Origin of the sequence: Streptomyces sp. R302 (assembly GCF_012927245.1) — a bacterium.
Lineage (GTDB): Bacteria > Actinomycetota > Actinomycetes > Streptomycetales > Streptomycetaceae > Streptomyces.
On record NZ_JABBGE010000005.1, the window covers coordinates 572,028 to 594,616 of the forward strand.

Consider the following 22,589-nt stretch of genomic DNA (forward strand, 5'->3'; position numbering starts at 1 on the left):
GCAGGCGGCCAGGACGCAGCCGGGCTGATGTCAGAGCGCCGGCATCCGCAGCGCCGAGGGGGCGGGGCGGCCGATGGGCAGGACGCCGACCACGATGAGGCGGGGCACCTCGGTAGTGCTGCGGGCATAGCGGGTGATCCACGCCCCGTCGTCGAAGTCAGAGTATCCGGCCGCGTGACTGCTGTGATCACCGACCAAGAGAATGCCGAACGGCGGCCCTGTGACCGTGTAGTTGGCGGCCTGAGCGAGACAGTCCCGCTCCACGGCATTGCGCTCGGCTTTGGTCTTGCGCCGTTTCACCTCGATCACCAGACGCCGCCCGGGCTCCGGGGTGTAGGTGACATCGGTGCGTCCCGAGGCCACATCGATGACCTCCCGCTGGACGGTGCCCGGAGTGAGCAGGCCGCTGAGGTGCTGATGGATGTCGTCCTGCACCGCCTTCTCCGGCCACAGCCCCGCGGAGCCGTCAGGCTTGTTCGGCGCCGGCCCCAGGTAGGCGGTCCGGTCGCCGTACAAGTCGGCCTGCCCGTCGAACCGGTCGTGCAGGAAACGCAGGAAGTACTCCAGCAGCACGATGAAGTAGGTACTGTTCGGCGCCTTCCACGCCGGGCTGGTACGAAGAACGTCGAGGAGAGAGCCCATCTTCTCGTCGACCCGGGCATGAGGTGGGGGTGAACCCGCGGGCCGCCCGCTGCACCAGGCCTTCCAGACGGTCGAGGAGAGCGGGATCAATCCCGTCTGATACCGGTACGGAGCCAAAAGAGTGCTCAGCCCAGGACGTCCTTGCCATGCTTTTCCCGGCACCACACCTTCAGAACCGGCCGCGAGCGCGCGCCCCCGCTGTACTGCTGAGAGAAGCGCCTGGGCGTCGGGATGACCGCAGAACACCGGATCGATCGAGAGAGCCTGCTGGAAGTGGTGGAACAGCCCTTCCCAGCGGATGAAGCCCGCCTCCACCGCAGGCGGGATGAGCAGTGCGAGGCCGCCCCCCCGCCGGGAGCCGGGCAGGCCATGCAGCTGTGAACGGAACGACTGGCCTCACAGACCCCCAAAAGGTCACCCAGCGCGGTGGCGGGGGAGTACCAGCTGGGCTGTCCAGATACCCGGCCGCGGTCCGCAGACCATGCACCAGCCGGGCCCAGGCGCCCCGGGCCAGACCCCATCCCCATGGTGTCGATCTGGGCCGCGCCCGACCCCAAGCAGAACCCCGTGTGAGAGCCGGTTCCACGCGTCCTCCGCGCCCCGGTTTTCCGCACCCGCATGATCAGGCTCGGCCCGCGACGGACCAGACCATCGTCTCGTCCGCTTCCGGGGGCTCGTCGCCGAACCGCCACGGCAGACACGTGATCCGTTCCAGGTGAGTGTCTGATGCGGCGTCCTCGTGAGGCTGCGGCGGGGGCAGCCAGCGCCACTTGCCCTGCACCGGCCGGCTGACGCTCCGGTGCAGCGGGGGCATGCTGTGATGCTGCATCCAGATCTCCACAGGCGCCAGCGCGAGATCTGCGGGCATCTGCCACTCCTCCAGCATGGCGCCCACGGCAGCAAGCCACACCCTGTCGTGTTCGGCGCTCCACGTGCCCCGCATGCGGCGGCGTTCCCGGGCCGCGAGCATCCATGCCAGTCGCATGGTCTCGGGGTAGGACACGAGCGGCGCCAGACGAAGGTCACCACCTGCCTCCTCGCCCAGGAGCTGCCCCCGCGCTTCCCACACCGGCGGGCTCAGCTCGGGGACGTTCCACCACAACGCCGTGATGTGCAGGGCATCGGCGAACAGGGCACGCCCGCCGACACCGAGCCTGCGCTCCAGACCCGCCCGCTCACGGTGCGCCCTCACCACCTCGGGCACGTGTTGCAGCGGCAGCCAGGTCGCACCGTCCTCACGGAGATTGTCCAGCCACCGGTGATGCCGGGCGCACACTCTCCACCGGGTCACCGACACCAGGTACACATCCGACGGATGCCGCCTGGCCGCGGCACACAGATCGCACGCCCGCACGAGAAAGACGTCCTTCGCCTCCCACTGCGGCCATCTCCACACCGGTCCCGGCCCCGCCTCGAGCAGGCGATGGGGCGCGAGGCTGGGCAGCGCCCGCTGCAGGACCTGCGGACGGTGCGCGGTCAGTGCCGCCAGCCGCTCGAGCGCGCCCGGGTTGAGGTACACCTCGGTGTATCGCGGATGCATCGCCTTGCCGCCCTCGCCGACGAGGCCCATCAGGTCGTCCAGCGGCACGTGGTTGAGCTGTGCGAGCCGGCCGAGGAACGACCCCGTCGACTCACCCGCGATCAACCGCGCCTGCCGCGGCAGACGCTCCGGCGTCCTCCACACCTTGCGCCGCGCCGTGCCCTTCCTTGCCGCCACCCGTCTCAGCCTCCTCACCCCGCTCCAGCTCGGCCGGAGACAACCCCAGAATGTCTCAGACTCCATGCGCCACCAGCGATATCCGGCCGGATTCCCAAGATCCCCGACTTGCCGCTGGACCCGCCTCATACGGTGCATCGCCAGCACCACACCGGGTCCCAGCGAGGGTGCCCGGCAGCGATCCCGAGGAACCCACGTGACACCCGCTTTGCCGCGCCTGCGTCCGCACCAGACCGAAGCCGCCGACGCAGCCCTGGCCGCGTTCGCATCCGGCGAGCGCCGCGCCACCGTGGTGTCGGCCTGCGGAACGGGGAAAACGCTCACCGCCGCCCACATCGCCGACCAGACAGCGGGGGACGGCCACGTCCTGGTGGTCGTCCCCACCCTGGAACTCCTCGCCCAGACCATCCAAAGATGGCGCGAGGCGGGCCGGGGCGGCACGGCGATCGGTGTCTCGTCGATGAAGCAGACGACGAGCGGCCTGAGCGGCGAGCAGGCGATCATGACCACCGCCCCGGACGCTGCCGCCCAGTTGATGAAGCGGGCCCGCGCAGCGGTGACCGTCTTCGTCACCTACGGCTCCCTGCACCGCATCCGGCACCTCCACGAGCAGCACCAGATACCGGCATGGGACCTGGTCGTGATCGATGAGGCCCACCGCGCCACGCGACGCTCGGACGAAGGATGGGGCATCATCCACGACGACGCCCAGATCCCGGCGAAGCTCCGCCTCTACATGACCGCCACCCCACGCATCTTCCGCACCCCCGCACCCGCGAGCGGTCTCTCCTCGCTGTTCGAATCCATGCCCGACGCCACCATGGACCGCGTCGACATCTTCGGCCCCACCGTCTACCGCCTCGGCCTGGCCGACGCCATCGAACGCAAAATCCTCGCCGACTACCGCGTCGTCATGCCGGTCATCGAAGACACCGACCTGCGCACCATCCTCACCGCACCGCCCGCCGGCACCAGCCACCACAACGGACTGCGCACCGCGGCCCTCCACGTCGCGGTGCTGCGCGCCATCGCCGACCACGACCTGCGGCGCGTCCTGGTCTTCCACAACCGCATCGCCGCCGCCCACGCCTTCGCCAGAGCCCTTCCCGGCACCGCCTCCCAGGTGACCGGCGACCTGACGATTCCCGACCTGTGGTCCCACGCCGTCGACAGCACACAGCGAACCTGGCAACGCCGAAGCCTCCTCAAGGACTTCGACGCAACCAGCCGACGTGCGGTCCTCAGTAACGTCCGTGTCCTCAACGAAGGCGTCGACATCCCCGCCATCGACGCCGTCGTCTTCGCCGCCGCCCGCAAAAGCGTCATCGACGCTATTCAGTCCATCGGCCGCGCCTTGCGCCAGCAGCCTGGAGAGGGCAAGAAAGCCACCCTCGTCATACCCGTCTACCTGCCCGACGGGGCCAGCGCCCATGACGTCCTGGCCGGCACCAGCTTCGGCGGCCTGTGGAACATCCTGCAGGCCCTGCGCGCCCACGACGACACCTTCCTCGACCGCGTCGCCATGCCGCACTCCAGCGGCTCCACAAGCCGTCCCACCCGTAAAGTCCACTACCACCTGCCCGAACGCGCCCTCGAGATCGCCCACGCTCTCGGCCTGGAGATCACCCTTCCCCCCACAGGCGACTGGGACCAGGCCCACACCAGCGCCACCGCCTACCACGACACCTACGGCCACCTGGACGTGCCCGCCCACTACACAGGCCCGGACGGCTTCGCGCTGGGGGAGTGGATCGGCAACCAGCGCACCCGGCACACCATCGGCCGGCTCAGCCCCGAGCACCGAACCGCCCTCGACGCCCTCGGCATGCTGTGGCTCCCGCCCGAAGGCGACTTTCCCCGCATGCTCGACCACGCCCGGGCCTGGGCCGCCCAGCACGGACACCTCGCACCACCCCACGACGCCACACACGGCGGCCACCGCGTGGGCCGCTGGATCACCGAATGCCGGCGCAAAGCCAAAGCTGGCATTCTCACCCCCGCCCAAGTACAGACCCTCACCGACATCGACCCCTGGTGGAACCCGCCCTTCACCGTCACCTGGCGCCGCTTCTACGCCTACGCCAAAGCACACGTCGAACAGCACGGCAACGGGCACGTCCCCAACGCCTACAAAACCCCCGACGGCGTTCCCCTGGGGCAGTGGATCAGCCGCCAGCGCAACCACTTCCACACCCTGCACCCCGCCCAGGCAGAGCTCCTGCTCGCCATCCATCTCGGCCCCTACGCCGCGAGCATCTACCACGGCCCCCGCGGCACGGAACGAGACCAGGGGTTCCGCGAGCACCTCCAGGCGGCAGTCGCCTACTTCACCCGCGAAGGGCACCTCAGAGTCCCGGCCAGGCACGTCGAGACCCTGTGGAGCGACCACCCCGTCCGCCTCGGCGCCTGGATCCACAAGATCCGCAAGGACCCCGGGAGCCTGACGGAGGAAGAACGCCAGGCCCTGGAGCGTGTGCACATGGTGTGGGACCCGAAGCTGGGCACCCGCCGCACACCCCCAGCGGACCAAACCAGCACAACAACCGGCCGGGCCTAACCTCTCATCCGCGGGCGGCCTGCCCGCCCGCGTGCCGTGCCGGCGGACACCGTCCGGTCCCGCCGACGCTGACAGCGCCGGCGGGACCGGAGCGGGCGGTCAGATGTGGATGACTCGTCCGACCGTGAGGGTGTCGAGCAGCTCTTCGTTGATGCGTTCCTCGCCGGTCAGCATGGCGTGCTGGGCCGCCTGGCAGATGATCTGGGACAGGGCCCGCAGGTAGCCCTTGCTGCGCAGGTGCAGGACGGGGGAGAGGCTGGTCAGGTCGCCGGCTTGGTGATGGTAGAGCCGCAGGTCCTTGTCGAATTCGTTGACGATGCGGCGGAAGCGGTCCTTGCCTTCCTGGTCGTAGCCCAGGCGGCTGGTCATCAGGACGGGGTGGTCGCCCCAGGGTTCTTCGTTCTTGTCCCGGGGTGTTTCGCTGTCGCGCAGGTAGGGGTCGACGATGGCGCGGCTGTTGCGGCCGCAGTAGACGAACGTGGCTCCGGTCTCGTCGCTGATGTGCTCGAGGTAGGCGAAGGTCTGCTTCACATCGGCGCCGTGCTGCAGGCGGTGGATGCCGTCGATGAGGACGAGCTGGGTGTGGCAGTGGCGCATCACGTAGCAGATCGAATCGGTCGGATCGCTGCCCAGCGACCCTTCCAGCCCGAGGAAGCGGGCGAAGGCGCCGCTCCAGTTCCGTGTTCCTCCGCGGCCCTTGTCCGGCACGCTGAGCGCGACGACCGGGATCCGGTCGTCGTTGCGGCCGTAGCGCTCGTTCAGCCGCACCTCCAGATCTCGGCCCACGTACCGCACCAGCGAGGTCTTCCCGGTACCGGACGGACCTTGGACGATGACACCGAGCCGACCCGATGTCCTCTTGGCATTGGCATAGAGCTGACGCGTCACCACCAGCCTGGCGGTCTTGATGGCCGGTGTCTCCACCGGACGCATGCTGCCGTGGAACACCAGCCGGGGGTCGTCCGGGCCGACCTCGGTACCCAGCGGAGCGCAGTCGGCCAGATTCGGCGGATCAAGGACGCGGTCGACCGAGGCGCGCCAGTTCGTCAGGGTGTCGCACCATTCCGGCGCGGGCGGGCGCAGCTGATCCGGCCCGTCCACCAGGTCACGCAGCTCCTCGTCACCGATACTCGGCCGCTTCACCATTAGTTCTCCAGGTCAGGGTCGGAAAGATCGAACAGATCACCCTCAAGACCCGGCAGCCCAGGCTCACCGGACGGCTTGGCGAGAGCGGCACCGTCGGGGTCCAGCGGCGGCAGACCGTCGAAGTAGCTGTCCTTGAACGCGGCCATCGCCTCGGCGCTCCAGGCGCTGCCTTGCGAGGCAGGGCTCAAGAACAGCGGGTCACCGCCGTCCAGGGCGCGCCGTGACAGATCGGCCGGCCCGGGCAGCCCGTACATCCCGTCGTCGGGAAGATCCAGCTCCCCCGAATCCTCACTCACAGCGGAGGTGTCCGCCGCGGCGTAGGGGTCGAACACGGGCGCCGGGGCCGGCGGAGGGAACTGCGGCCCCCAGCCGTCCGGGACTACAGCCGCGGTCATCTCCTCCGGGCCTTGCCCGGCACGTTCCAGAAGTTCGGCCAGGGCCTGGGCGATGGCGTCGTCATCGTCCTTGCGGCCACCGCGCGCCAGATGCTCGGTCGTCGCGATGTCCCACAGGTACTGCGTCCACGGCGCGCCGATCAGATGCTGGTGCCGGAACGATGCCTCGACCCACTGCGTCTTCTCGTGGTCGTACAGCCACACATGCTCGGGGGCGTAGGGGTTGTAGCGCAGCTGCCAGCCGCCGCGGCGTTTTCCGCCGAGTCCCGACCGGCGGTTGCGGTACGGGTCGAGTTTGCCCTCGGGGTTCTCATAGACGCGGTTCATGAACCGGATGCCCTCGTCGCTGACCCCGACCCAGGCGGTGGGCAGCAGCCTCAAATAGTCGTCTCGGTCCAGCGGGACCGGGATATATCCGGCCGCCCGCACGGTCGCGGCGTACATCTGGTTCGGGGTGAGCGCGGGAAGGTTCGGGTCGTAGGGGCTGCGCAGCTCGTCGTGGACACGATTCTGCCAGCCCAGGACGATCCACTGCTGCAGCAGGTCGTCGAGCTGGGCGAGCGTGAACAGCGTCTCGCCGTCCACGGTCCGCGCCCGGTAGCCGGGCCTGTTGCCGGTGTAGGTGTTCACGTACTGGCTGAACAGCGACTTGATCGAACCGTTGGTCCGCTCGATGATCGCCTTGTCGGTCGGTGTGCGGACGCGGGCGGGACGCACCGAGATACCCAGGTAGGCGCAGGCGTCGAAGAACGCCGTTCCCGTGAAGACCGATCCGTGGTCGATCACGATCAGATCCGGGAAGATCACCGGCCGGCTCGCCGCCCGCAGCATGCGTTCGTCCGCGGCCACCAACTCCTCATAGGGAAGATCCGAAGCCGACGCGTGCGCGGCCGCGGAGAAGCCCGGCCGCATCGGCAGAGGGACCAGGGCCTGCGCCAGCAACAGCGTGGCGTCCACCGCCTTCGTGGCACGCCCCGGACTCTTGCGCGAGGCAACCAGCCCCAGCCGCTGCGAGCCCTTGCGTGCCCGCCGGTGGCGGGAGGTCTTGGGCCGCAGGACCGCCGCGAGGATGCTGCGGGTGGCGACATCCACCATCACCGTCAGCTCGACCGATGTCGGCAGCCCGTCATCGCCCAGGACCTTCACATCCAGTTCCGTGGAATCGATCTGCACCAGCTCACCCGGCGCCACCGCGGTCGTCGTCCCGAACGGCGGCCCGGGTGTGTTGCCTACCCCCGGCTTCCGGTGCGAGGCGGACCGCAGGTCCCTCACCTTGATCCCGAGCCGGTCCAGCAGCTTGTACAGCGTGGTGTCCGGCGGCACCTTCATCGTGGGCCCGTACTCGCGCCGTACCGTGCGGCGCACCAGCGTGAACAGCGCCGACCCGGTGATCGCAACCTTGCCCTCCCGCTCCCGGACCAGCTGCAGCAGCACATCGACCATGCGCGGATCGCACCGCCCGTACAGCGACGGCATCCGGGTGCGCCGCTTGTCGACCAGCCCCCACACACCGCTCTTCTCGTACTGCAGCCGCTTGCGCTGAACGGTGTGCCACGACACGTCGAAGTCCAGCACCGCGTTGAGCTCGGCCGCTTTCGTCTTGTACCGCTCGATCAGCGTGAACTCACCTGGCGCGTACCCCGGCCGGGGCGTGGCGTCCTCGGCCTGCCCGGGCAGCAGTCCGGTCGCCACCTCGATGACGTGCCGCTCCCAGATACGGGCCTCACGGTCAGCCTCGGGACTGATTCCCTCCATGAGACCGAAGTCGGCGATCGGAGCGCTCTCCACCGGCCGACCCTCGGCGTCCAGGACAGCGAAGTCACGGGCCGAAGCCAGAAGCCCGACCGGAAGAGCCACCAGAGGCAGGCCGCTTCCCGGCTGCGGCGCCAGATTCACCATCACCCCGTCCAGCAACACCACCGAGTACCGCTCGCCACGCCAGCGCACCATGTCGCCGCACGACAGCAGGCCATGATGCGCACGCGACCCCCGCTCGGCCGAAGCCGCCCTCGCCATCACGACGGCTCTTCGATCCGGAACGGCCGCATCGACGGCATGGCGCCCCCGCCACGGCGGACCACCGTGGCCGGCCCCAGAGGGATACTCCAGTCCATCCTCAACTCACGGCGCCACATCAGGTGATACAGACGGGGCAGCGCCGGGAGAGCAGGCAGTCCCGCATTCTCGATCCCTTCCACAAGCCCGGCCGGTGTCTTGAACGCATTGAGCAGCGCCCGCTCCATCGCCGCGTCGGCGTACCGGGGATGCCGGTAGCGGGAGACCCAGCGCAGGTTGGCCATGGCCACAGGCTGAGGCAGCCGAGGAGACCCCAGTTGCCACCCCGCCTCGGAGCATGCCTCCTGGAGCACCTTCTGCTGTCGCTGCCACCTGGTGCTGGGGCCCTTTGTCGGCGGACAGGCCACCACCACCGTCTCACCCGCTGCCGTGCGTACGAAAAAGTCCGGTACAAAACGTCGGACGCGGCCCCGCTCGCGCCATTCCAGACGGGCCGTCCAGGCAGAGAATTCGGTCACGTTCGGATGGAAGTCCAGCAGCATGGCCACCGACAGACGCTCAAGCGACCGGCAGCCCACATGCCTGCCCGTCGTCGCCGACCACCAGTACGTCACAATGCTCCGCTCGGACGGATGCCGCAGAGGAACCCAGACCGGCTCTGCGCTCACCACCTCGATCCCTGCCGCCTGCGCGGCAGGCACCGTGACCTCCCGCCCCCGCTCGTCACGACGGACGACCTGCAGACCCCGCGACACTTATCCCCGCCCTTCCCGCGCCGTTGTGCACCCACAGCCCGGCGAACCTCCACGCGATACCCGAACACTGAGGCAGAACCTCACGGGTATCGAATAAATCCCGTCAAAATGAGCGTAGTTGGGGCTGTGCAGCCTCACGGAGACAGCGCAGGTCTGTGCGTTTCCATGCTCACCCCGCCACACCGCTCAGGCCTTTCCACGATGGCGCAAACTCGCACACCAAGTGGACACGCCTGCAAGATTCCGATGCTGTGCGAAACGACTCCGAAGACGCCTTGTTTCCCCGCGTCGACGCTCTTCTCGAATCACTCAGGACCCCGCTGCCCGACCACCCCGAACGCGCCCGTCTCAGAAACAGCGCCCACCTCTCCCTACAGGCTTTGGCCGATGCCTTACAGTGCGATCCCCACGACGTCGAGGAATGGGAATCAGGCAGCCGTGAACCTCACGGCATGCAGCGGGCCGCCTACGCCCGCCTCCTCAGCGGCCTCCAGACCATCACTGAACAACCCCACCACCAGCCCACCGCGACCAGCAGCGCACCGCCGCCTCCACCCTCCCGACCCCCGAGCCGCCCCCGCTCCCGCACCGCGGTCATCTCACGCGACACAGCAACGCACCCCTCGTTCCCGCGCGGACCGCTTGCCGTCATCGACCAGGAGGGCGAAGGCCTCATCGCACACTTCGCCGACCAGAAACGGACCGACACCGGCGCAGACCACCTCCTCGACCTGGTCCACTGGGCGCTCAACGCAGGAATCGGACGCGCCCGCCTGCACAAGAACGCCAGGAACGACGCCGACCCCCTCCTCGTCCTGACACTGCCAGCCATGCAGTACCTCGGCCTCCCCCCTGCCCTGGACAACCGCAACCAACTGAGACTGCCCGACAGCCACCCTGAGATCAGCCGCCTGCGAGACGCCGGCTTCCGCCTCACCCGCAGCGGATTCGGTCCCTGGGCACGCGTCTATCTGCCCGTCGAGAACGGCAAACGATCCTGCGTCCAACTCGCCCTGACCGGGTGGGGAGCCCTGTCCGACCGCGACGGCTGGAACCTGCCCGACCTCCAGCCCGGCCCGCTCGCCGCACTCCTCGGCACCTACGCAGACCGCGTCATCACCCCCGCCGGCTCCACCGCCGTATGCGGCCAGGAACTCATGACAGCGCTGCGACCCGCCACACGCGCAGACTACTCACCAGCCGCCGGCCGCTGGGTCTCCGCACAGAACGCCAACGCCCTCGTCGAACCCCTCGAACCGGCACCACCCGAGGCGCACGACGCCCACCCCCTCGCCAAGGGGCGACGGCCCGAAGACGCGATGAACGAGGAGGCCTGGGACTGGAGCCGACCTCCCGCCGACGACGAAGCCACGACCTACGCCCACGTCGTGGGCATCGACATCAACCTCGCCTTCGTAGCCGCCGCCTCCAGCCTCGACGTCGGCCTCAACGCACCACCCCGCCACGCGGCCAGCCCCCCGTTCGACCCGAAGGTCCCGGGCACATGGCTGTGCGACTTCTCCCAAGCCCCCCACGACCCGCGCCTGCCGTCCATCTTCACCCCCCACGGCCTGCCGCCCACCGGACCCGCCTGGTATGCCACCCCCACACTCACCTACGCCGCAGAGGAACTCGACCTCAAGGTAAAACCCCTGCAGGCATACCTGCGAGACGACAAAGGCCGCTACCTCGCCCCCTGGTACAAGCACCTGCGCAACGCCTATCTGGAGACCATGGCCGATGCCGGCGTCCACGAAAACATGACACCAGAAGCCTTCCTCCGCGCCATGCAGAACCTCCCCGATGCCGGCCCGGAACTCCTTGCACTGCTCAAGGCCATCAAAGCCACCGGAAAAGGCGGCATCGGCAAACTACGAGAAGGCCCCCGCGGGACCACCGTCCCCTACCAGCGCTGGGCCGCCCTGGACACCCCGACCTGGCGCCCCGACATCCGAGCCGCCGTCATCTCCAAAGCGCGCACTCTCATGCACGGCAAGATGCGCAAGCTCGCCGACCTCACCGGCCGCTACCCCCTCGCAGCCCTCTCCGACTGCGCCGTCTACCCCGCCCACCAGCCCACAGCAACCGACGTCGTCCCCTCAGGAGACGACGGAAGCAAACTCCCCGGCCACTTCCACCTCGGAGTCAACCCCGGCTACGCCAAGCAAGAAGGAACCCGGCCCATGAGCTGGTACCTCCAACAGCATCACCAGAACCTCAACCCCGCCCGCCACATCAAAGGCAGCTGACCCACACACAGACCACGACCCCAGGAACCTCAGCTCAGACCCCGGAACCCCGCACTCGTCATCGGAGAACCAAGCCTCCACGGCAGACACGACACCTGCTCCAACGGCCCACCCGAAGGAACCACACGATGCGGCTCCAACAACTCCATCGGCACACTGCGCGCCGCCGGCCGCGCATCATCGGCAAGCCGCCGCACCACCGGCACCGTGTTGCGGTGCGCCACCAGCCATGCCTCCAGAGCACGATGACCACCCTCAGCCATCTCCCCGCCCATCCCCAGCCGCTCGCCCACCCACTCCGTCCACCGACGCGTCGTCCAACCAGCAGGACCTCCCGCGAAACTCCGCCCCACCGCCCGCTGCCGCTCCCTGACCGCCATGCACTCCGCCACCACCACGGCCTCCGGGTACACCACCAGACCGACCGCCCACAACGCCGACCGGTCCACCCCCAAGATGTCCTGCCGACGCCGCCACACCCCCCTCGACCCCATCTGCCGACACTGCCACCAATACACCGCCACCTGCTGTGCATCCGCCAACAGAGCCCGCCCGTAGGGCCCCACCCTGCGCTCCAGCCGAACCCTGCGCTCATGCGCCTCCACAACCTCAGAAAGCCCCTCAAGGCCGCTCTGAGACCGCCCGCCATCCCCCATCCATCGCCCGTGCCGCACACAGACGTTCCACCGCTCACCATGAACCCGCCACACCGGACGCCTGCTCAGCCCCGCCACACACAAGGTGCACGCCCGCACCGGCCGCTCACCCTCGGACCACGCCTCCACCCGCACCTGCTGACGCGCCCGCGCTCCGACACGACCCTGCGACCACGACGGCAACGCGCGCTCCAGATCTGCCACCGAACGCCCACAAGCCACGGCCACGAGCCGCTGGGCTGCCGGCCCCAAGCGCACCTCCTGGAGCTCCGCATCCGCCGGCGCCAGCGACCGAGGCCCGCCGATCCGCCCGATCAGCGCCTCCCACGTCATCCCGTTGCGCTCCGCCAGCCGCCACAGGAACGACGCGACGCTCTCCCCGCGGATCAGCTCCACCCTCCGGGGCAACGGCCCCGCACCCGCATCTCTCAGCACCTGTGCACCCAACCTAGACAAGACACGATGAAAGGGCACCATGCCACTTCCCAGGCTCCATGCGGACACGATTCAAGAAGCCCTGGACAGAGCCGACTCCCGTCACTGGACACGCAACCCGCCCCGCTCCTCGCGAGCCAGGCTGAACTACCTCCAGCGCCACCACGGCGGCGACCGAACCGCACTCGCAGCGCACCTCGGCACCACCCCAGCCCGCCTCGACACCTTCAGCCTTGGACCCCCTCAAGCAGACGGACAACCCCTGCACGACGCGATAGAGAGAGAAGTCGTACGCCTCTGGCAGCCGCGCATCCGCCGCAAGGCCCACCGCGCCATCCTGGAGAACAACGGACACGTCATGGTCAGCTTCCGCGCCTGGCTCGGCTTCACCGCAGCCGGCGGATCAAGCGACGACCCACGCCTGCGGATGCTCACCCTCGGCCTCGACGCCCCCTACCCGGAGCACCTCTTCGAAGCCCGCCACCGTAACGAGTCGGAAACCAGGCTCCTGCAGATCCTCAGCACCGCGGTCGGCACTTGCTACTTCCACCGCAACAAGCCACCAGGCATGACCGAAAGCGTCACCATCGAAAGAGTTGACTACCTTGAGTTCTACTACTGAGGATCTTCAGAGTGGCCACCGATCAGGTAACGGCCACGGTGAACAGCAGGCGAGGCCTTCGGACGGTGGTTCGAGATGCCTGGCCTCTCAACCGCTGCGACCGGAGGCCAGGTGCCACTCCTCCAGCATTTTGGCCCAGCCTGTACGGTCTATGGGCAGTCCGGTGAGACCACGGAAGCGGGGGAGCGGTGGATCTTCAGCACAAGGCGGGCAACTACATCAACGCCTCATGGTCCCTGGTGCGGCTACGCGACCTGATCTACGACATGGTCGGCCTGCTGTTCACCGAACTGAGCGCCCACGGAGGGATGGCAGGGGACGACGCCGCGGGCCGCGCCTTCGCCGCGGTGTACAAGCCGGCCGTGAAGACCGTCTTCGAGGCGTCCGGACTCGCTCACCAGGTGATGGCGAACGGAGCGGGCGCCATGCTGAAGGCGACCGAGGAATTCCTCAAGCAGGAGAGCGTGGTCGCCGCGTCACTGCTCGGCCACAGCGTGGCACCGGACATCGGGGCCCAGCCGGCGAAACCGGACTGCAACCCCCGCGCCAGCCACAACGCCGAGGACCTGCCCGAAGTCGTCGGCGAGACCAGCTGGAGCGACCAGTACCTGCTCAGCTCCCGCTTCCACGGCCAGCGGGACAAGCTCCGAAAGACCGCCAACGCCTGGCGGACGGCGGCTGGCATCCTGGGCGACGCCTACTGGGACTGCGAGAGCGCATGGCGCACCGCATCCGCCCAACAGCTCGGCGACACGGCCGCGGCCGTCCAGACCTTCTTCACCGCCTTCGTCGGCAAAACCCCGCCACCCTCGGAGGTCGGCGAGGACGAGACGCTGATGGCAAACCTCCCCTCCGCCTGCCGGATGATCGCCAACGCCTGCGACGCATACGCGGACCACATCGACACAGCCCTCAAACGCATCCCGGAAGAGACGAACCCCCTCTTCGGCGAACCGCTCGCCATCTGGGAACGACCGATGTTCGGCGGCGAAGGCCACGACGGCGGACTACACGAACTCGTCACCGGCGACATGCGCATCGCCCGCCTGGGCCACATCCCGCCCGCACTCGACAGCGCGCAGGCCAAAGTCCCGATGCCCCAGCCCGATACAGGCGGATTCCTGCCCCTGCCGTCCGTACCGCCTCTCCTCGCACCTCTGATCCGCGTGCCGCTCCTGGTGCCCGTCGTCTACAACCCCGCGAACGGACCACGCGTCCAGCCGATCGCTCCGCCAAGCCCCCACAATCCTCGATTCCCACCCCTCACCCCGTCCGAGCAGCAGCACTTCCAGACCTGGCTGAACGGCTTGCGCCCCGGCGATATCTCCGGCGGCATGCCGGCCGACGTCGCCTACCAGAGAAGGGTCGCCGGATACCCCGAGTACGAGGTACCGATCCCGCAGGGCATCAGCGCCAACAGCACACTCATGGTCGACGGCTTCCGGGACCGCGATGGCATGGCGATCGAAGCCAAGTACGTCAGAAACCCGAACAAGCCCTGCTACCGCACCCTCGATGAACTCCGCACCGCCCACCAGACAGGCAAGAAAGACTTCCTCTACGAGAAGGACCGCAAAGAGCTCATCAAGTACAACGCCGCGCTCAACGATCCCCGCAACAAAGAGATGCGCGGCGTGGAGACAGTCACCAACCACGCCGACTCCGTGGCCTACTGGCGCGTGATGATGGCCGCTTACGGCGTCCGCGGCTACGCCCGCTATGTACCCTGACCCACCCCAGCACCGCACTGCACGACGAAGGAGCCATCGCGTGGACGAGTCCGAACTGGCCGCACTGCGCACCATGTACGTCTTTGGCCCCGCCGAGGGATCCACATGGAACCTCACCTACGACCTGGTGACCAGCAAGCTGCGTGAGCGCAACCCGAACGAGTTCATCCGCGTCGACGAAGGAGACCAAGGGCCCGTTCACGGGTCGGTCATGCACTTCGGCATCACTCTCGGAGACGAGACGCTGGAAGGAATGGCCAAGCTGGCCCCCGAAGGAATCACTCTCGAGGACGCCACCGCACAAGCAGCAGCAGCCTTCGTACAGTGGCTGCGAAACAGCATCGTTCCGACCGGTACCAGCGTCTCGTTCAATACCGAATGGGGACTGGAGACCGATCTCCCTGACGCGCTCGTCCCCGACGCTCCCCGCCCCCGCGTCACGGCCACCTTTCTCGCCCACCTCGAAGCCATCGACGCGATGAACTAGAAATCCTCCGCATGCCGCGCGGACCACTTCAGCGCGTCACCGTCACTGGAGAACGTGAACGGAACACCTCCGTTCGGGCGGGGAGTCAACCAGACTGGCCTCACCTTCCACACCCCTCCCGGCTGACAGGCCTGACGTCCTGAGCCCGGCACGCCTCCATCCGAGCACCTCACGGAGACAAGACTGCCGTCCGCCGCCATTGCTCGCATCGTCCCGGACGACACCGGCGTGAGCACCGTGGGCCGGGCTTGCCGCGTACGGCTGGCAGAACACAGCGCCCCACGGCTGCCCAAGACCAGTTGCCGCTGAGGAAGATCGGATCTGGGGCTCTGGGATACGCCTGTTCGCGCGGTGACTGCCGGGGCGTTGTCAGAGCCGGCTGGCATGGTGCTTGCATGAGTGCGGCAGGTGCAGGCGCGGTGTCAGGCCCATGCGGGCGAGGCGCGGTCCGTCTCTGTGGCCGGCTGTTCCACTGCGGATTGCTGCAGCGGATGGCCGGAGGGGAACGAGGGCCGAAGCGAGAGGTCGGCCAGCCATGTGGTTCAGGCTGGAAGGTGGGCCCAGACGGCTTTGCCGGTGCCGTTGGGGTGGATGTCGCAGCCCCAGTCGTCGCTGAGCGCGGTGATGATACGCATGCCCCGGCCTGCTTCGGCGAGGGGGTCGTGTGTGGTTGTCCGGGGGCGTTGGGCGCTCGGGTCGCTGACCGTGCACGTGACTGTCCTGTCGGTGCAGCTCAGTCCCAGCCAGGCAGTCGCGGTTTCCTCGTCGCTCTCCGTAGTCAGGGCGTGGGTGGCTGCGTTGGTCATCAGTTCCACGGCTACGAGCGTGGCGTTGTCGGCGCATCGCTCCAGGCCCCAGGAGGTCAGAGTCTCGTGGGTGAACCGTCGGGCGCTGGACAGGCTCAGGCTGCTTGCAGTGAAGCGGTGTGCGGCGAAGCGCGGCACACCGAGCCCTTGCCTGAGTCCCCAGTCGACGGGTCTGAGGCCAGTGGCATGGATGTCCATGAAGAGATCCCTCCTGGTGCGCGACGAAGCGCCTACATCTTGAACCATCAACGTCCTAACTGCCGCTTCTCAGGCACTCGTTCGGGGGACACTCACAGCCGCGCGCGGCCGATAAGATCCTCACCAACCCACTCCTCATGCAAATGCATATGGGATTGCACGTCCAGAGGCATCTGACTGTGGGGCCCGAGCGCGACGGTCTCGAAGACCGCCTCGTGCGGTGGGGAAGTCGTCATTGAACTGAGAACGGAGACAGCCATGCAGTTCGACAACGGTGTCCCCTCGAGCCGGATCCAGGGCGCGGTCTGGATCAAGAGTCAGGCCAGCGGGGCGCAGGGCAACTGTGTCGAGGCGACTGCCCTGCCCGGCGGGGTCGTGGCTCTGCGTAACTCGCGCCACCCCGAGGGGCCGGCGCTGATCTACACCACCGCCGAGGTCCGCGCTTTCCTCCAGGGCGCCAAGGACGGTGAGTTCGACCACCTCGTCGGCTGAGGTGTAAAGGTGTGACCATCCGTCGGACATGCGGTGTCGTTTCTGGAAAACTGGCGGGCAAGAGCCGGTCGTCCACAGGAGCACGCATGTCCGACGGGCACGCCCGGAGTGAGACTCCGTTCGCCCAAGCCGTCCCAGGGGAAGAACCGCACACGAAGCCCGAGGCCGCGGCGCGGCTTCTGGGCGACTACCTCCGCAGTCTGCGGAGGCAACGCGGCCTGACCCTCGCCCAGGTAGCGCCGGCCATCCGCGGGTCTCAGTCAAAAATCAGCCGCCTCGAACGAGGAGAGAGCCCGGCCAAGGAGCGTGACGTTCGCGACCTGGCCGCGTTCTACGGTCTGCAGGACCGCAGGGAACTCGACAACCTGCTGCGCTACAGCCAGGACAGCGCCTGGTACGAGAAGTACGCCGACGTCACTCCCAACTGGTTCAGGCGATTGATTGGCTTGGAAGGATCCGCGGATTCCATCCGGACCTATGAGAACAACGTCGTCCCCGGCCTTTTGCAGACCCGCTCCTATGCCCGTGCCGTCGTCGAAGCCGGCCTGCCCCACGCCACAGCGGAAGAGATCAACCTGCGGGTGCAGATGAGAGTGGAGCGCCAGAGCATGCTCAGGCGCCGCGGGCACCGGCCACGGGTCACCGCTGTACTCAACGAGGGAGTTCTCTGCCAGCCCACAGGTGGTCCCCACGTCATGGTCGAACAGCTCGAGCACCTCAAGAGGGTTCAGGAACTCGACCGGACCAACGTCGTGATCCTTCCGTTCGACCGCTCGTCAGGCGCCGTGCCCAGCACACCGATGACACAGCTCACGTTCGGAGACGGAGGCCCTCAGGAACTCATCTATGTCGAGCTGATCGACAGCGCTCTCTACATCAGCAGGCCTGCCCAGGTGGCGCAGTACCGGTCGGTTCTCAACAAGGCGTGCCTGGCTGTGGCGGACAAACAAGAGAGCATCGATCTCATCGACGCCTACATCAGCTACTACCGTGCCCGTGCTGCCAACCGCGCTGTCACCAGCCGGCCCGGCATCGAGGTACACGAGCGACACCACCCCACTCGACGCACCCCCCAGGCGGCTGTGTAGCGACCGTCGGACCGCTACGCCATGCGGCGACATCGCCCAGACCGGGGGAGACGACGTCCAAGTCCTTGAAGAACTCTTTCACCTGCTCCGCCTGCCGCACCCGCCCCCAGCGGCCCTGGGTCTCTTCCTGCATCACCGCTGTGACCTTGGCGCCTACGTCCAGGGCCGGACACACCAGTTGGCTGATCGCGAGGAAACTTCCCGGCGCCAGCAGCGCCGCCCACTGCCTGACCAGGTCTGCCGGGCCCTCCTCATCCGGCAGGCAGTGCAGCACCGAAACCAGCAGAACCGCTGTCGGTTCACGCAGGTCGATCAGCCGCCGTAACTTGACGTGCTCCAGGATGAAAGCGGTGTCGCGCACATCAGCGTGGAGGAACAGGGTGTTGCTGTTCTCCTGCAGGACCGTGCGCCCGTACGCGAGAGCCGTCGGATCCGCATCGATGTACACCACGCGTGACCGGGGATCTGCTCTCTGAGCCACCTGATGCACATTGTCCTGCACGGGCAGCCCCGAGCCCAGTTCGATGAACTGACGTACTCCGTACTCTGCGGCCAGCGTGTGCACCGCGCGCTTGAGGAACCGTCTGCTGGCGCGCACGGTCCTTCTGATCTCGGGAGCGACCGACAGGACCCTCCTGCACGCCCGTTGGTCGGCCTCGTAGTTCTCCACGCCCCCCAGTAGCCAGTCGGACATCCGGGCCACGCTGGCCACGGAAACATCGATGGTGTGAGAAACCCGATTCTCTCCGTCGCCCATTTGACCCCCACAAGCCTTGAGTAGCGCAAGAAAGCAATGCTAGACGCAGCTGTCGCCAGGCAGGGAGACCACGTTCGGGGGAACGGTGGAGAGATCCCGAAGATTTTCGCACCCGGGGAGAAAATCATTCTCATGTAATGCGCAATATTTCCCTGGAGTCTCCGGGCATATCTGTGACGCCTTTTTTGCGGGGCATACTTGAATGGCATGTGCCGAAAGAAGCTTCGTCGAACCTCGCGTCGGGGTCGAGGTCCGCCGGGGATGTGCCGGGCGCCAGACTCTCCGGCTGGCCCACGCGTCAGAGCCGGCGCCGGGGGAGGCTTGAAGTGCGGTTCGGCCTAGGCTGGCTTCGGCCGGGAGGTCCTGGCGGCGAAGCGCTTTCAGGGTGGTCGCGCCGCCGGGGCGGGGCGAGTGGGCAGCCGTGACGCCTGGGTCTGCTCGACCCTGGCGTCACAGCACCTTCTTCGAGCCGGTGCCGTGACGCCATCCGGCTGCTACGAGTCCGTGCCGCCGGCGGCGATACCGCCCTGAGGGAAGATGTCGTGCGAGGCCAAAAACGCGTAGTGCAACTCTTCCCACAACGGGCGCACCGCTGCCGGGCGGGCACCGAGCTGAATGACGAGCCGGGAGAGCAGCGGCCAGTCAGGGATGTGATCTCCCTTCAGGACCTCACGAATCACCCGCGGCGACAGCAGGGTCCCTTCGGCGAGCCGAGCCGGATCCGGGCTGCCGGCCGCCAGGTGCAGTCCCCTCAGCGCAGCGTGCAACCGCGCGGCAGCCTCGCACACGGGGCGCCGAGGAGGCAGCGTGACACCCCGCGCGGCCTCCCATAAGAACCGGAGCTCCGGGGGAGCGCCTGACAGGATCGTGGCAAGCATGTGTACGACCGGCCAGGACGGAACCCGCTCTCCGGCCAGGACCCGGGACAGATACGGCGCCGACAGGTCCGCCTCGCGCGCCACATCCCCGATGGTCATCCCGGATCGGCGGTGCAGATGCGACAGGGCCGCGCTCAAGGCCTGACTGGGCAGTCCCATCGACCCGTCGGGCAGCTGTCCCTCCCCGCCATCTGGCCCTGGCCGCCACGAGACCACTGACTGCCCGCGCAGCTGCCGCTGTACCCGAGCCGTGCTCCACCTCAGCCGCGCCGTTTCGGCCTGCACCCCGGCGGCCTGCGCCACCTCGCCCCACGACGTCCCGCCCCCGCGCGCGTCCTGCACGGCAGCCGTGATGTAGCGGTTGACCTCCCGCTCGATGCGATGGGCATACCGCAGGAGATCGGCCAGCGAGGCCTGGCCATGTTCGAGCCGCACCAACTGCACGGACAAAGCCTGGACGCTTTCCGCCAACACTGCACCCCAGGGGACCGCAGCGGTAGGAGGCGGTGTCCTGTGGCCGTCCCGCTCGCGCTGAGCCCGCCGTCGGCACCGCTTGTCGCAGTAGCTCTTGCGCCGGCCGGGGCCCGGCCGATGCGGAAAACTCTGTCCGCAGAACCCGCAGCGCCCAACCCCTGGCGATTCGCTCACTGATGAAAGTCCCTCCCCGAAAACAGCCCACCTCCCGCCAGGGAGGCGACGAGGACGCCCGGCGGGTCTCCGCCAGGTCCGCATGTGCAGGGGTGCCCGGCATCCTCAAGGCGCCGGACACCCCTCCCGCTTGCGCCTCAGCGGCGAATGAACCGCAGGTGGTGGACGGTGGACCGATCAGCGACGGCGATCAGACACATCAGGAACCCCCAGCCCAGCGCGGCCGGGTCACCCCCCGCCCAGATCACCCAGATCACGATGATCAGCACGACGAGGATGCTCAGCCGCAGCTTTACATCCCAGGCACGAATCGTGCCCAGGCGTGGAACAGGCCAGCCCCCAATGGTAGTTTCACGGGAAGCCGGGGGCAGCTGATTCCCGCCCCGGTTTCGATCGAACATGGCACTTTCCTTTCAGTTTGATCGGCACAGGCCCCGAGAGTGGACGCAACCCACCTCGGGGCCTTCTGCGTGTCAGACAATGGACTGAACACGAGAGAACCTACAGCCACTCGGAGCCCAGCCCGCACGGCCCACTACCTCATGGGAATCACCCGCCCAGCCATGCAAGAAATTTGCCCACGAGTAACTCGAAAAGCAAGCTGAAAAAACTGATCGATCTCGCGCAAGGTTCAGTCATAGAAAGGCCGGTGACGGATCGATGAGGGTGGAGATCGGTACATCCCCGCACTCGCGAGGCCAACAGTGGTAATGGCACACAAGTCGTGAGGGATTCACCCGTTCGGCCTACAGCGAAGGGGGGCGGATGCAAGAAGTGGGGGCGCGGGGGAACCGAACTGCGCCGTAGTGCGTCCGCCTTCCGTCGCGGTGGCGGCCCGCACGCAGAGGAGGCGTTCACCCCGGCCGAGGGAACCGGCAGGGAGCGGCGAAACGGCATCCGCCTTCGCCCGTGTCTCCTGTCCGAAGCGCTGCGCCGAACCGCCCCCGCGAAGATGCCGTAGCTACTGCCCATGACGCCGATCCGTACGACCCGAGAGCGGACTGGCGCATCCTCGAAACCCGCGTGGCCTCAAGAAGAAACACGGACGGTGCCCGTCGCCGGGAGGGCGGGGACCGCTGCCTCGGCAGGGCCGCGGTCGCCTCCACCGGCCCCTCAAGGATGTCCGCGGTCCGGCCGGCGGCGTCCTCTTCCCCGACGGCGGCAGTATCGTCTTCGGCAGCCTCTCGTGCCTGGAGGAGGGAGTCGAAAACGAGCCGGCGGACGGGCGGATGCCGTACGCACCCGCTGCGGCCCTGTCGCCGCGGTGAGGCTCTGTGCGGTTCGACGCGGCCGACGCGGCAGACGTCCGCGTCGCCGCCGCATCCGGACGCCCGCACTACCAGACAACCTTGAGCACGGGATCCCTCGTTGTCCGCCACGCTCGGCAGCCCCCGTTCGCCTGGCGGCAAAACAGCACACCCCCGGGCCCCTCGCGGGGGCCTGCTTCTCCCCGGGGCTGGCCTGTACCGGAACCCCTGCCGCCTCCAGGCGCCGCACCCGGCGCACAGACTCAGGCGGCGCGGTGCCCCCTGGTCCGCCGCCGGCAGGCAGGCCGGAGGCGGTGGACGGGCTGCAGCGGGTGTTCGTCCTGTCCTTCGGGGAAGCGGAAGCCGCTCCTGCCCACCACGACTGGATCCGCGATCCGCAGCCCGCTACTGTATGAGCGTCATCGAATATCTGATCTGGCATGGCCGAGGGTGGATGTGCTTCTGACGACGAGCCAAGCCGCTGCGGAACTCGGCTGCGCGGTCACGACCTTCCGGCGTCTGGTGCATGCGGGCCTGATCCCGGGAGTGGTCAGCAGGGGAGTGCGGGTGATGGTCCCGCTGGAAACCGTCCAGGCTCTCCGCACGAGGCGTACGGCCGCCCTGCACCGCTTGCCCGCAGACGAGATCGCCGTGCTCCGTGTACGGGGAGCCGAATCCCCTCACGCCGGTGCTAGCGCCGGCCGGCAGGGGTTCTCCGCCGCTGCACCGACCTCGGACCTGCTGGCGAACCTGCGCGGTTGGTGGCGCTGTGACGCCCCAAGCGTTGCCGCGGGAGGCGTTCTGCCGGTCACCGTCGCCGGGTACGTCGTCGCAGTCCTGACGAATCTGCACCAGTGGGAGACCAACAGCGAAGGGCGGACACTCTTTTCCGACGCCGTACTCGCCGGCCACGTCACCGATCTCGCCCGGCCCACCGTCCACCTCACCGCCCAGGACGCCACCGACAGGGCAACCGCCCAGCTCCTGCTGGGAGCCCGGCTCGCCTCCGACTCCGGCGGCCCGATCGCATATGTCTCCACCCGCAACCCCGACGTGACCCAGGGATGA

At 68.0% G+C, this 22,589-nt stretch carries 17 protein-coding genes; 8 read left to right on the plus strand and 9 right to left on the minus strand.

The annotated features are described in order from the left end of the window. Positions 1-30: 30 nt before the first annotated feature. Both HHL19_RS18830 and HHL19_RS18835 read right to left on the minus strand, forming a co-directional pair. Positions 31-957: a hypothetical protein gene (locus tag HHL19_RS18830; protein WP_169091024.1), complete on the minus strand. Its 927-nt coding sequence runs from the start codon at positions 955-957 to the stop codon at positions 31-33. Positions 958-1,264: 307 nt separating this feature from the next. Continuing rightward, complete coding sequence (locus tag HHL19_RS18835; protein WP_169091027.1) at positions 1,265-2,359, minus strand: TniQ family protein; 1,095 nt, start codon at positions 2,357-2,359, stop codon at positions 1,265-1,267. Positions 2,360-2,555: 196 nt separating this feature from the next. On the opposite strand from HHL19_RS18835, the gene HHL19_RS18840 reads away from it, so the two are divergent. Then, positions 2,556-4,916: a DEAD/DEAH box helicase gene (locus tag HHL19_RS18840; RefSeq protein WP_169091029.1), complete on the plus strand. Its 2,361-nt coding sequence runs from the start codon at positions 2,556-2,558 to the stop codon at positions 4,914-4,916. A 99-nt stretch (positions 4,917-5,015) separates the two neighbouring features. On the opposite strand, the gene HHL19_RS18845 is transcribed toward HHL19_RS18840, so the two are convergent. From HHL19_RS18845 to HHL19_RS18855, 3 genes are read right to left on the minus strand one after another with little or no spacing between them, the layout of a single operon-like run. Next, positions 5,016-6,062: an ATP-binding protein gene (locus HHL19_RS18845; RefSeq protein ID WP_169091031.1), complete on the minus strand. Its 1,047-nt coding sequence runs from the start codon at positions 6,060-6,062 to the stop codon at positions 5,016-5,018. Beyond that, positions 6,062-8,476: a DDE-type integrase/transposase/recombinase gene (locus tag HHL19_RS18850; RefSeq protein ID WP_169091033.1), complete on the minus strand. Its 2,415-nt coding sequence runs from the start codon at positions 8,474-8,476 to the stop codon at positions 6,062-6,064. Before HHL19_RS18850 ends, HHL19_RS18845 begins: the two co-directional genes overlap by 1 nt. Next, a complete protein-coding gene (locus HHL19_RS18855) occupies positions 8,473-9,174 on the minus strand; it encodes a TnsA-like heteromeric transposase endonuclease subunit (protein WP_169091034.1) in 702 nt (233 codons plus the stop codon). The genes HHL19_RS18850 and HHL19_RS18855 overlap by 4 nt, the downstream gene beginning before the upstream one ends. Before the next feature lie 506 nt (positions 9,175-9,680). On the opposite strand from HHL19_RS18855, the gene HHL19_RS18860 reads away from it, so the two are divergent. The 4 genes from HHL19_RS18860 (at position 9,681) to HHL19_RS18880 (ending at position 15,407) form a co-directional block, all read left to right on the plus strand. Continuing rightward, positions 9,681-11,477 carry a transcriptional regulator gene (locus HHL19_RS18860; RefSeq protein WP_240981670.1) on the plus strand — a complete coding sequence of 599 codons (1,797 nt, stop codon included), beginning with the start codon at positions 9,681-9,683 and terminating at the stop codon, positions 11,475-11,477. A 1,131-nt stretch (positions 11,478-12,608) separates the two neighbouring features. Then, positions 12,609-13,190, plus strand: coding sequence for a hypothetical protein (locus HHL19_RS18870; RefSeq protein ID WP_169091040.1), 582 nt, complete (start codon positions 12,609-12,611; stop codon positions 13,188-13,190). A gap of 188 nt (positions 13,191-13,378) precedes the next feature. Continuing rightward, positions 13,379-14,920: a restriction endonuclease fold toxin-2 domain-containing protein gene (locus HHL19_RS37415; RefSeq protein ID WP_346768554.1), complete on the plus strand. Its 1,542-nt coding sequence runs from the start codon at positions 13,379-13,381 to the stop codon at positions 14,918-14,920. Positions 14,921-14,960: 40 nt separating this feature from the next. Then, on the plus strand, positions 14,961-15,407 hold the full coding sequence (locus HHL19_RS18880; protein ID WP_169091042.1) for a hypothetical protein: 447 nt from the start codon (positions 14,961-14,963) through the stop codon (positions 15,405-15,407). Between the two features lie 542 nt (positions 15,408-15,949). On the opposite strand, the gene HHL19_RS18885 is transcribed toward HHL19_RS18880, so the two are convergent. Further along, positions 15,950-16,411, minus strand: coding sequence for an ATP-binding protein (locus tag HHL19_RS18885; RefSeq protein ID WP_169091044.1), 462 nt, complete (start codon positions 16,409-16,411; stop codon positions 15,950-15,952). A gap of 258 nt (positions 16,412-16,669) precedes the next feature. On the opposite strand from HHL19_RS18885, the gene HHL19_RS18890 reads away from it, so the two are divergent. Continuing rightward, entirely contained in the window at positions 16,670-16,903 is a 234-nt protein-coding gene (locus tag HHL19_RS18890) for a DUF397 domain-containing protein (RefSeq protein ID WP_169091046.1), read from the plus strand. A gap of 86 nt (positions 16,904-16,989) precedes the next feature. After that, positions 16,990-17,991 carry a helix-turn-helix transcriptional regulator gene (locus HHL19_RS18895; protein WP_169091048.1) on the plus strand — a complete coding sequence of 334 codons (1,002 nt, stop codon included), beginning with the start codon at positions 16,990-16,992 and terminating at the stop codon, positions 17,989-17,991. On the opposite strand, the gene HHL19_RS18900 is transcribed toward HHL19_RS18895, so the two are convergent. The 3 genes from HHL19_RS18900 to HHL19_RS18910 form a co-directional block, all read right to left on the minus strand. Beyond that, entirely contained in the window at positions 17,918-18,748 is an 831-nt protein-coding gene (locus tag HHL19_RS18900) for an SAM-dependent methyltransferase (protein WP_169091050.1), read from the minus strand. The two genes, HHL19_RS18895 and HHL19_RS18900, sit on opposite strands and share 74 nt — an antisense overlap. Before the next feature lie 494 nt (positions 18,749-19,242). Further along, positions 19,243-20,070 (minus strand): helix-turn-helix transcriptional regulator, encoded by an 828-nt coding sequence (locus tag HHL19_RS18905; protein WP_169091052.1) that lies wholly within the window; start codon positions 20,068-20,070, stop codon positions 19,243-19,245. A gap of 341 nt (positions 20,071-20,411) precedes the next feature. Next, on the minus strand, positions 20,412-20,675 hold the full coding sequence (locus HHL19_RS18910) for a hypothetical protein (protein ID WP_169091054.1): 264 nt from the start codon (positions 20,673-20,675) through the stop codon (positions 20,412-20,414). Positions 20,676-21,971: 1,296 nt separating this feature from the next. Here HHL19_RS18910 and HHL19_RS18915 point away from each other — a divergent pair. Continuing rightward, complete coding sequence (locus HHL19_RS18915; RefSeq protein ID WP_346768553.1) at positions 21,972-22,589, plus strand: helix-turn-helix domain-containing protein; 618 nt, start codon at positions 21,972-21,974, stop codon at positions 22,587-22,589.

Bases quoted from the DNA above. Each gene is read 5' to 3' on its own strand.
- HHL19_RS18845 (WP_169091031.1), bottom strand. From the start codon at position 6,062: ATGGTGAAGCGGCCGAGTATCGGTGACGAGGAGCTGCGTGACCTGGTG.
- HHL19_RS18860 (WP_240981670.1), top strand. From the start codon at position 9,681: ATGCAGCGGGCCGCCTACGCCCGCCTCCTCAGCGGCCTCCAGACCATC.
- HHL19_RS18910 (WP_169091054.1), bottom strand. From the start codon at position 20,675: ATGTTCGATCGAAACCGGGGCGGGAATCAGCTGCCCCCGGCTTCCCGT.
- HHL19_RS18885 (WP_169091044.1), bottom strand. From the start codon at position 16,411: ATGGACATCCATGCCACTGGCCTCAGACCCGTCGACTGGGGACTCAGG.
- HHL19_RS18895 (WP_169091048.1), top strand. From the start codon at position 16,990: ATGTCCGACGGGCACGCCCGGAGTGAGACTCCGTTCGCCCAAGCCGTC.
- HHL19_RS18890 (WP_169091046.1), top strand. From the start codon at position 16,670: ATGCAGTTCGACAACGGTGTCCCCTCGAGCCGGATCCAGGGCGCGGTC.
- HHL19_RS18900 (WP_169091050.1), bottom strand. From the start codon at position 18,748: ATGGGCGACGGAGAGAATCGGGTTTCTCACACCATCGATGTTTCCGTG.
- HHL19_RS18870 (WP_169091040.1), top strand. From the start codon at position 12,609: ATGCCACTTCCCAGGCTCCATGCGGACACGATTCAAGAAGCCCTGGAC.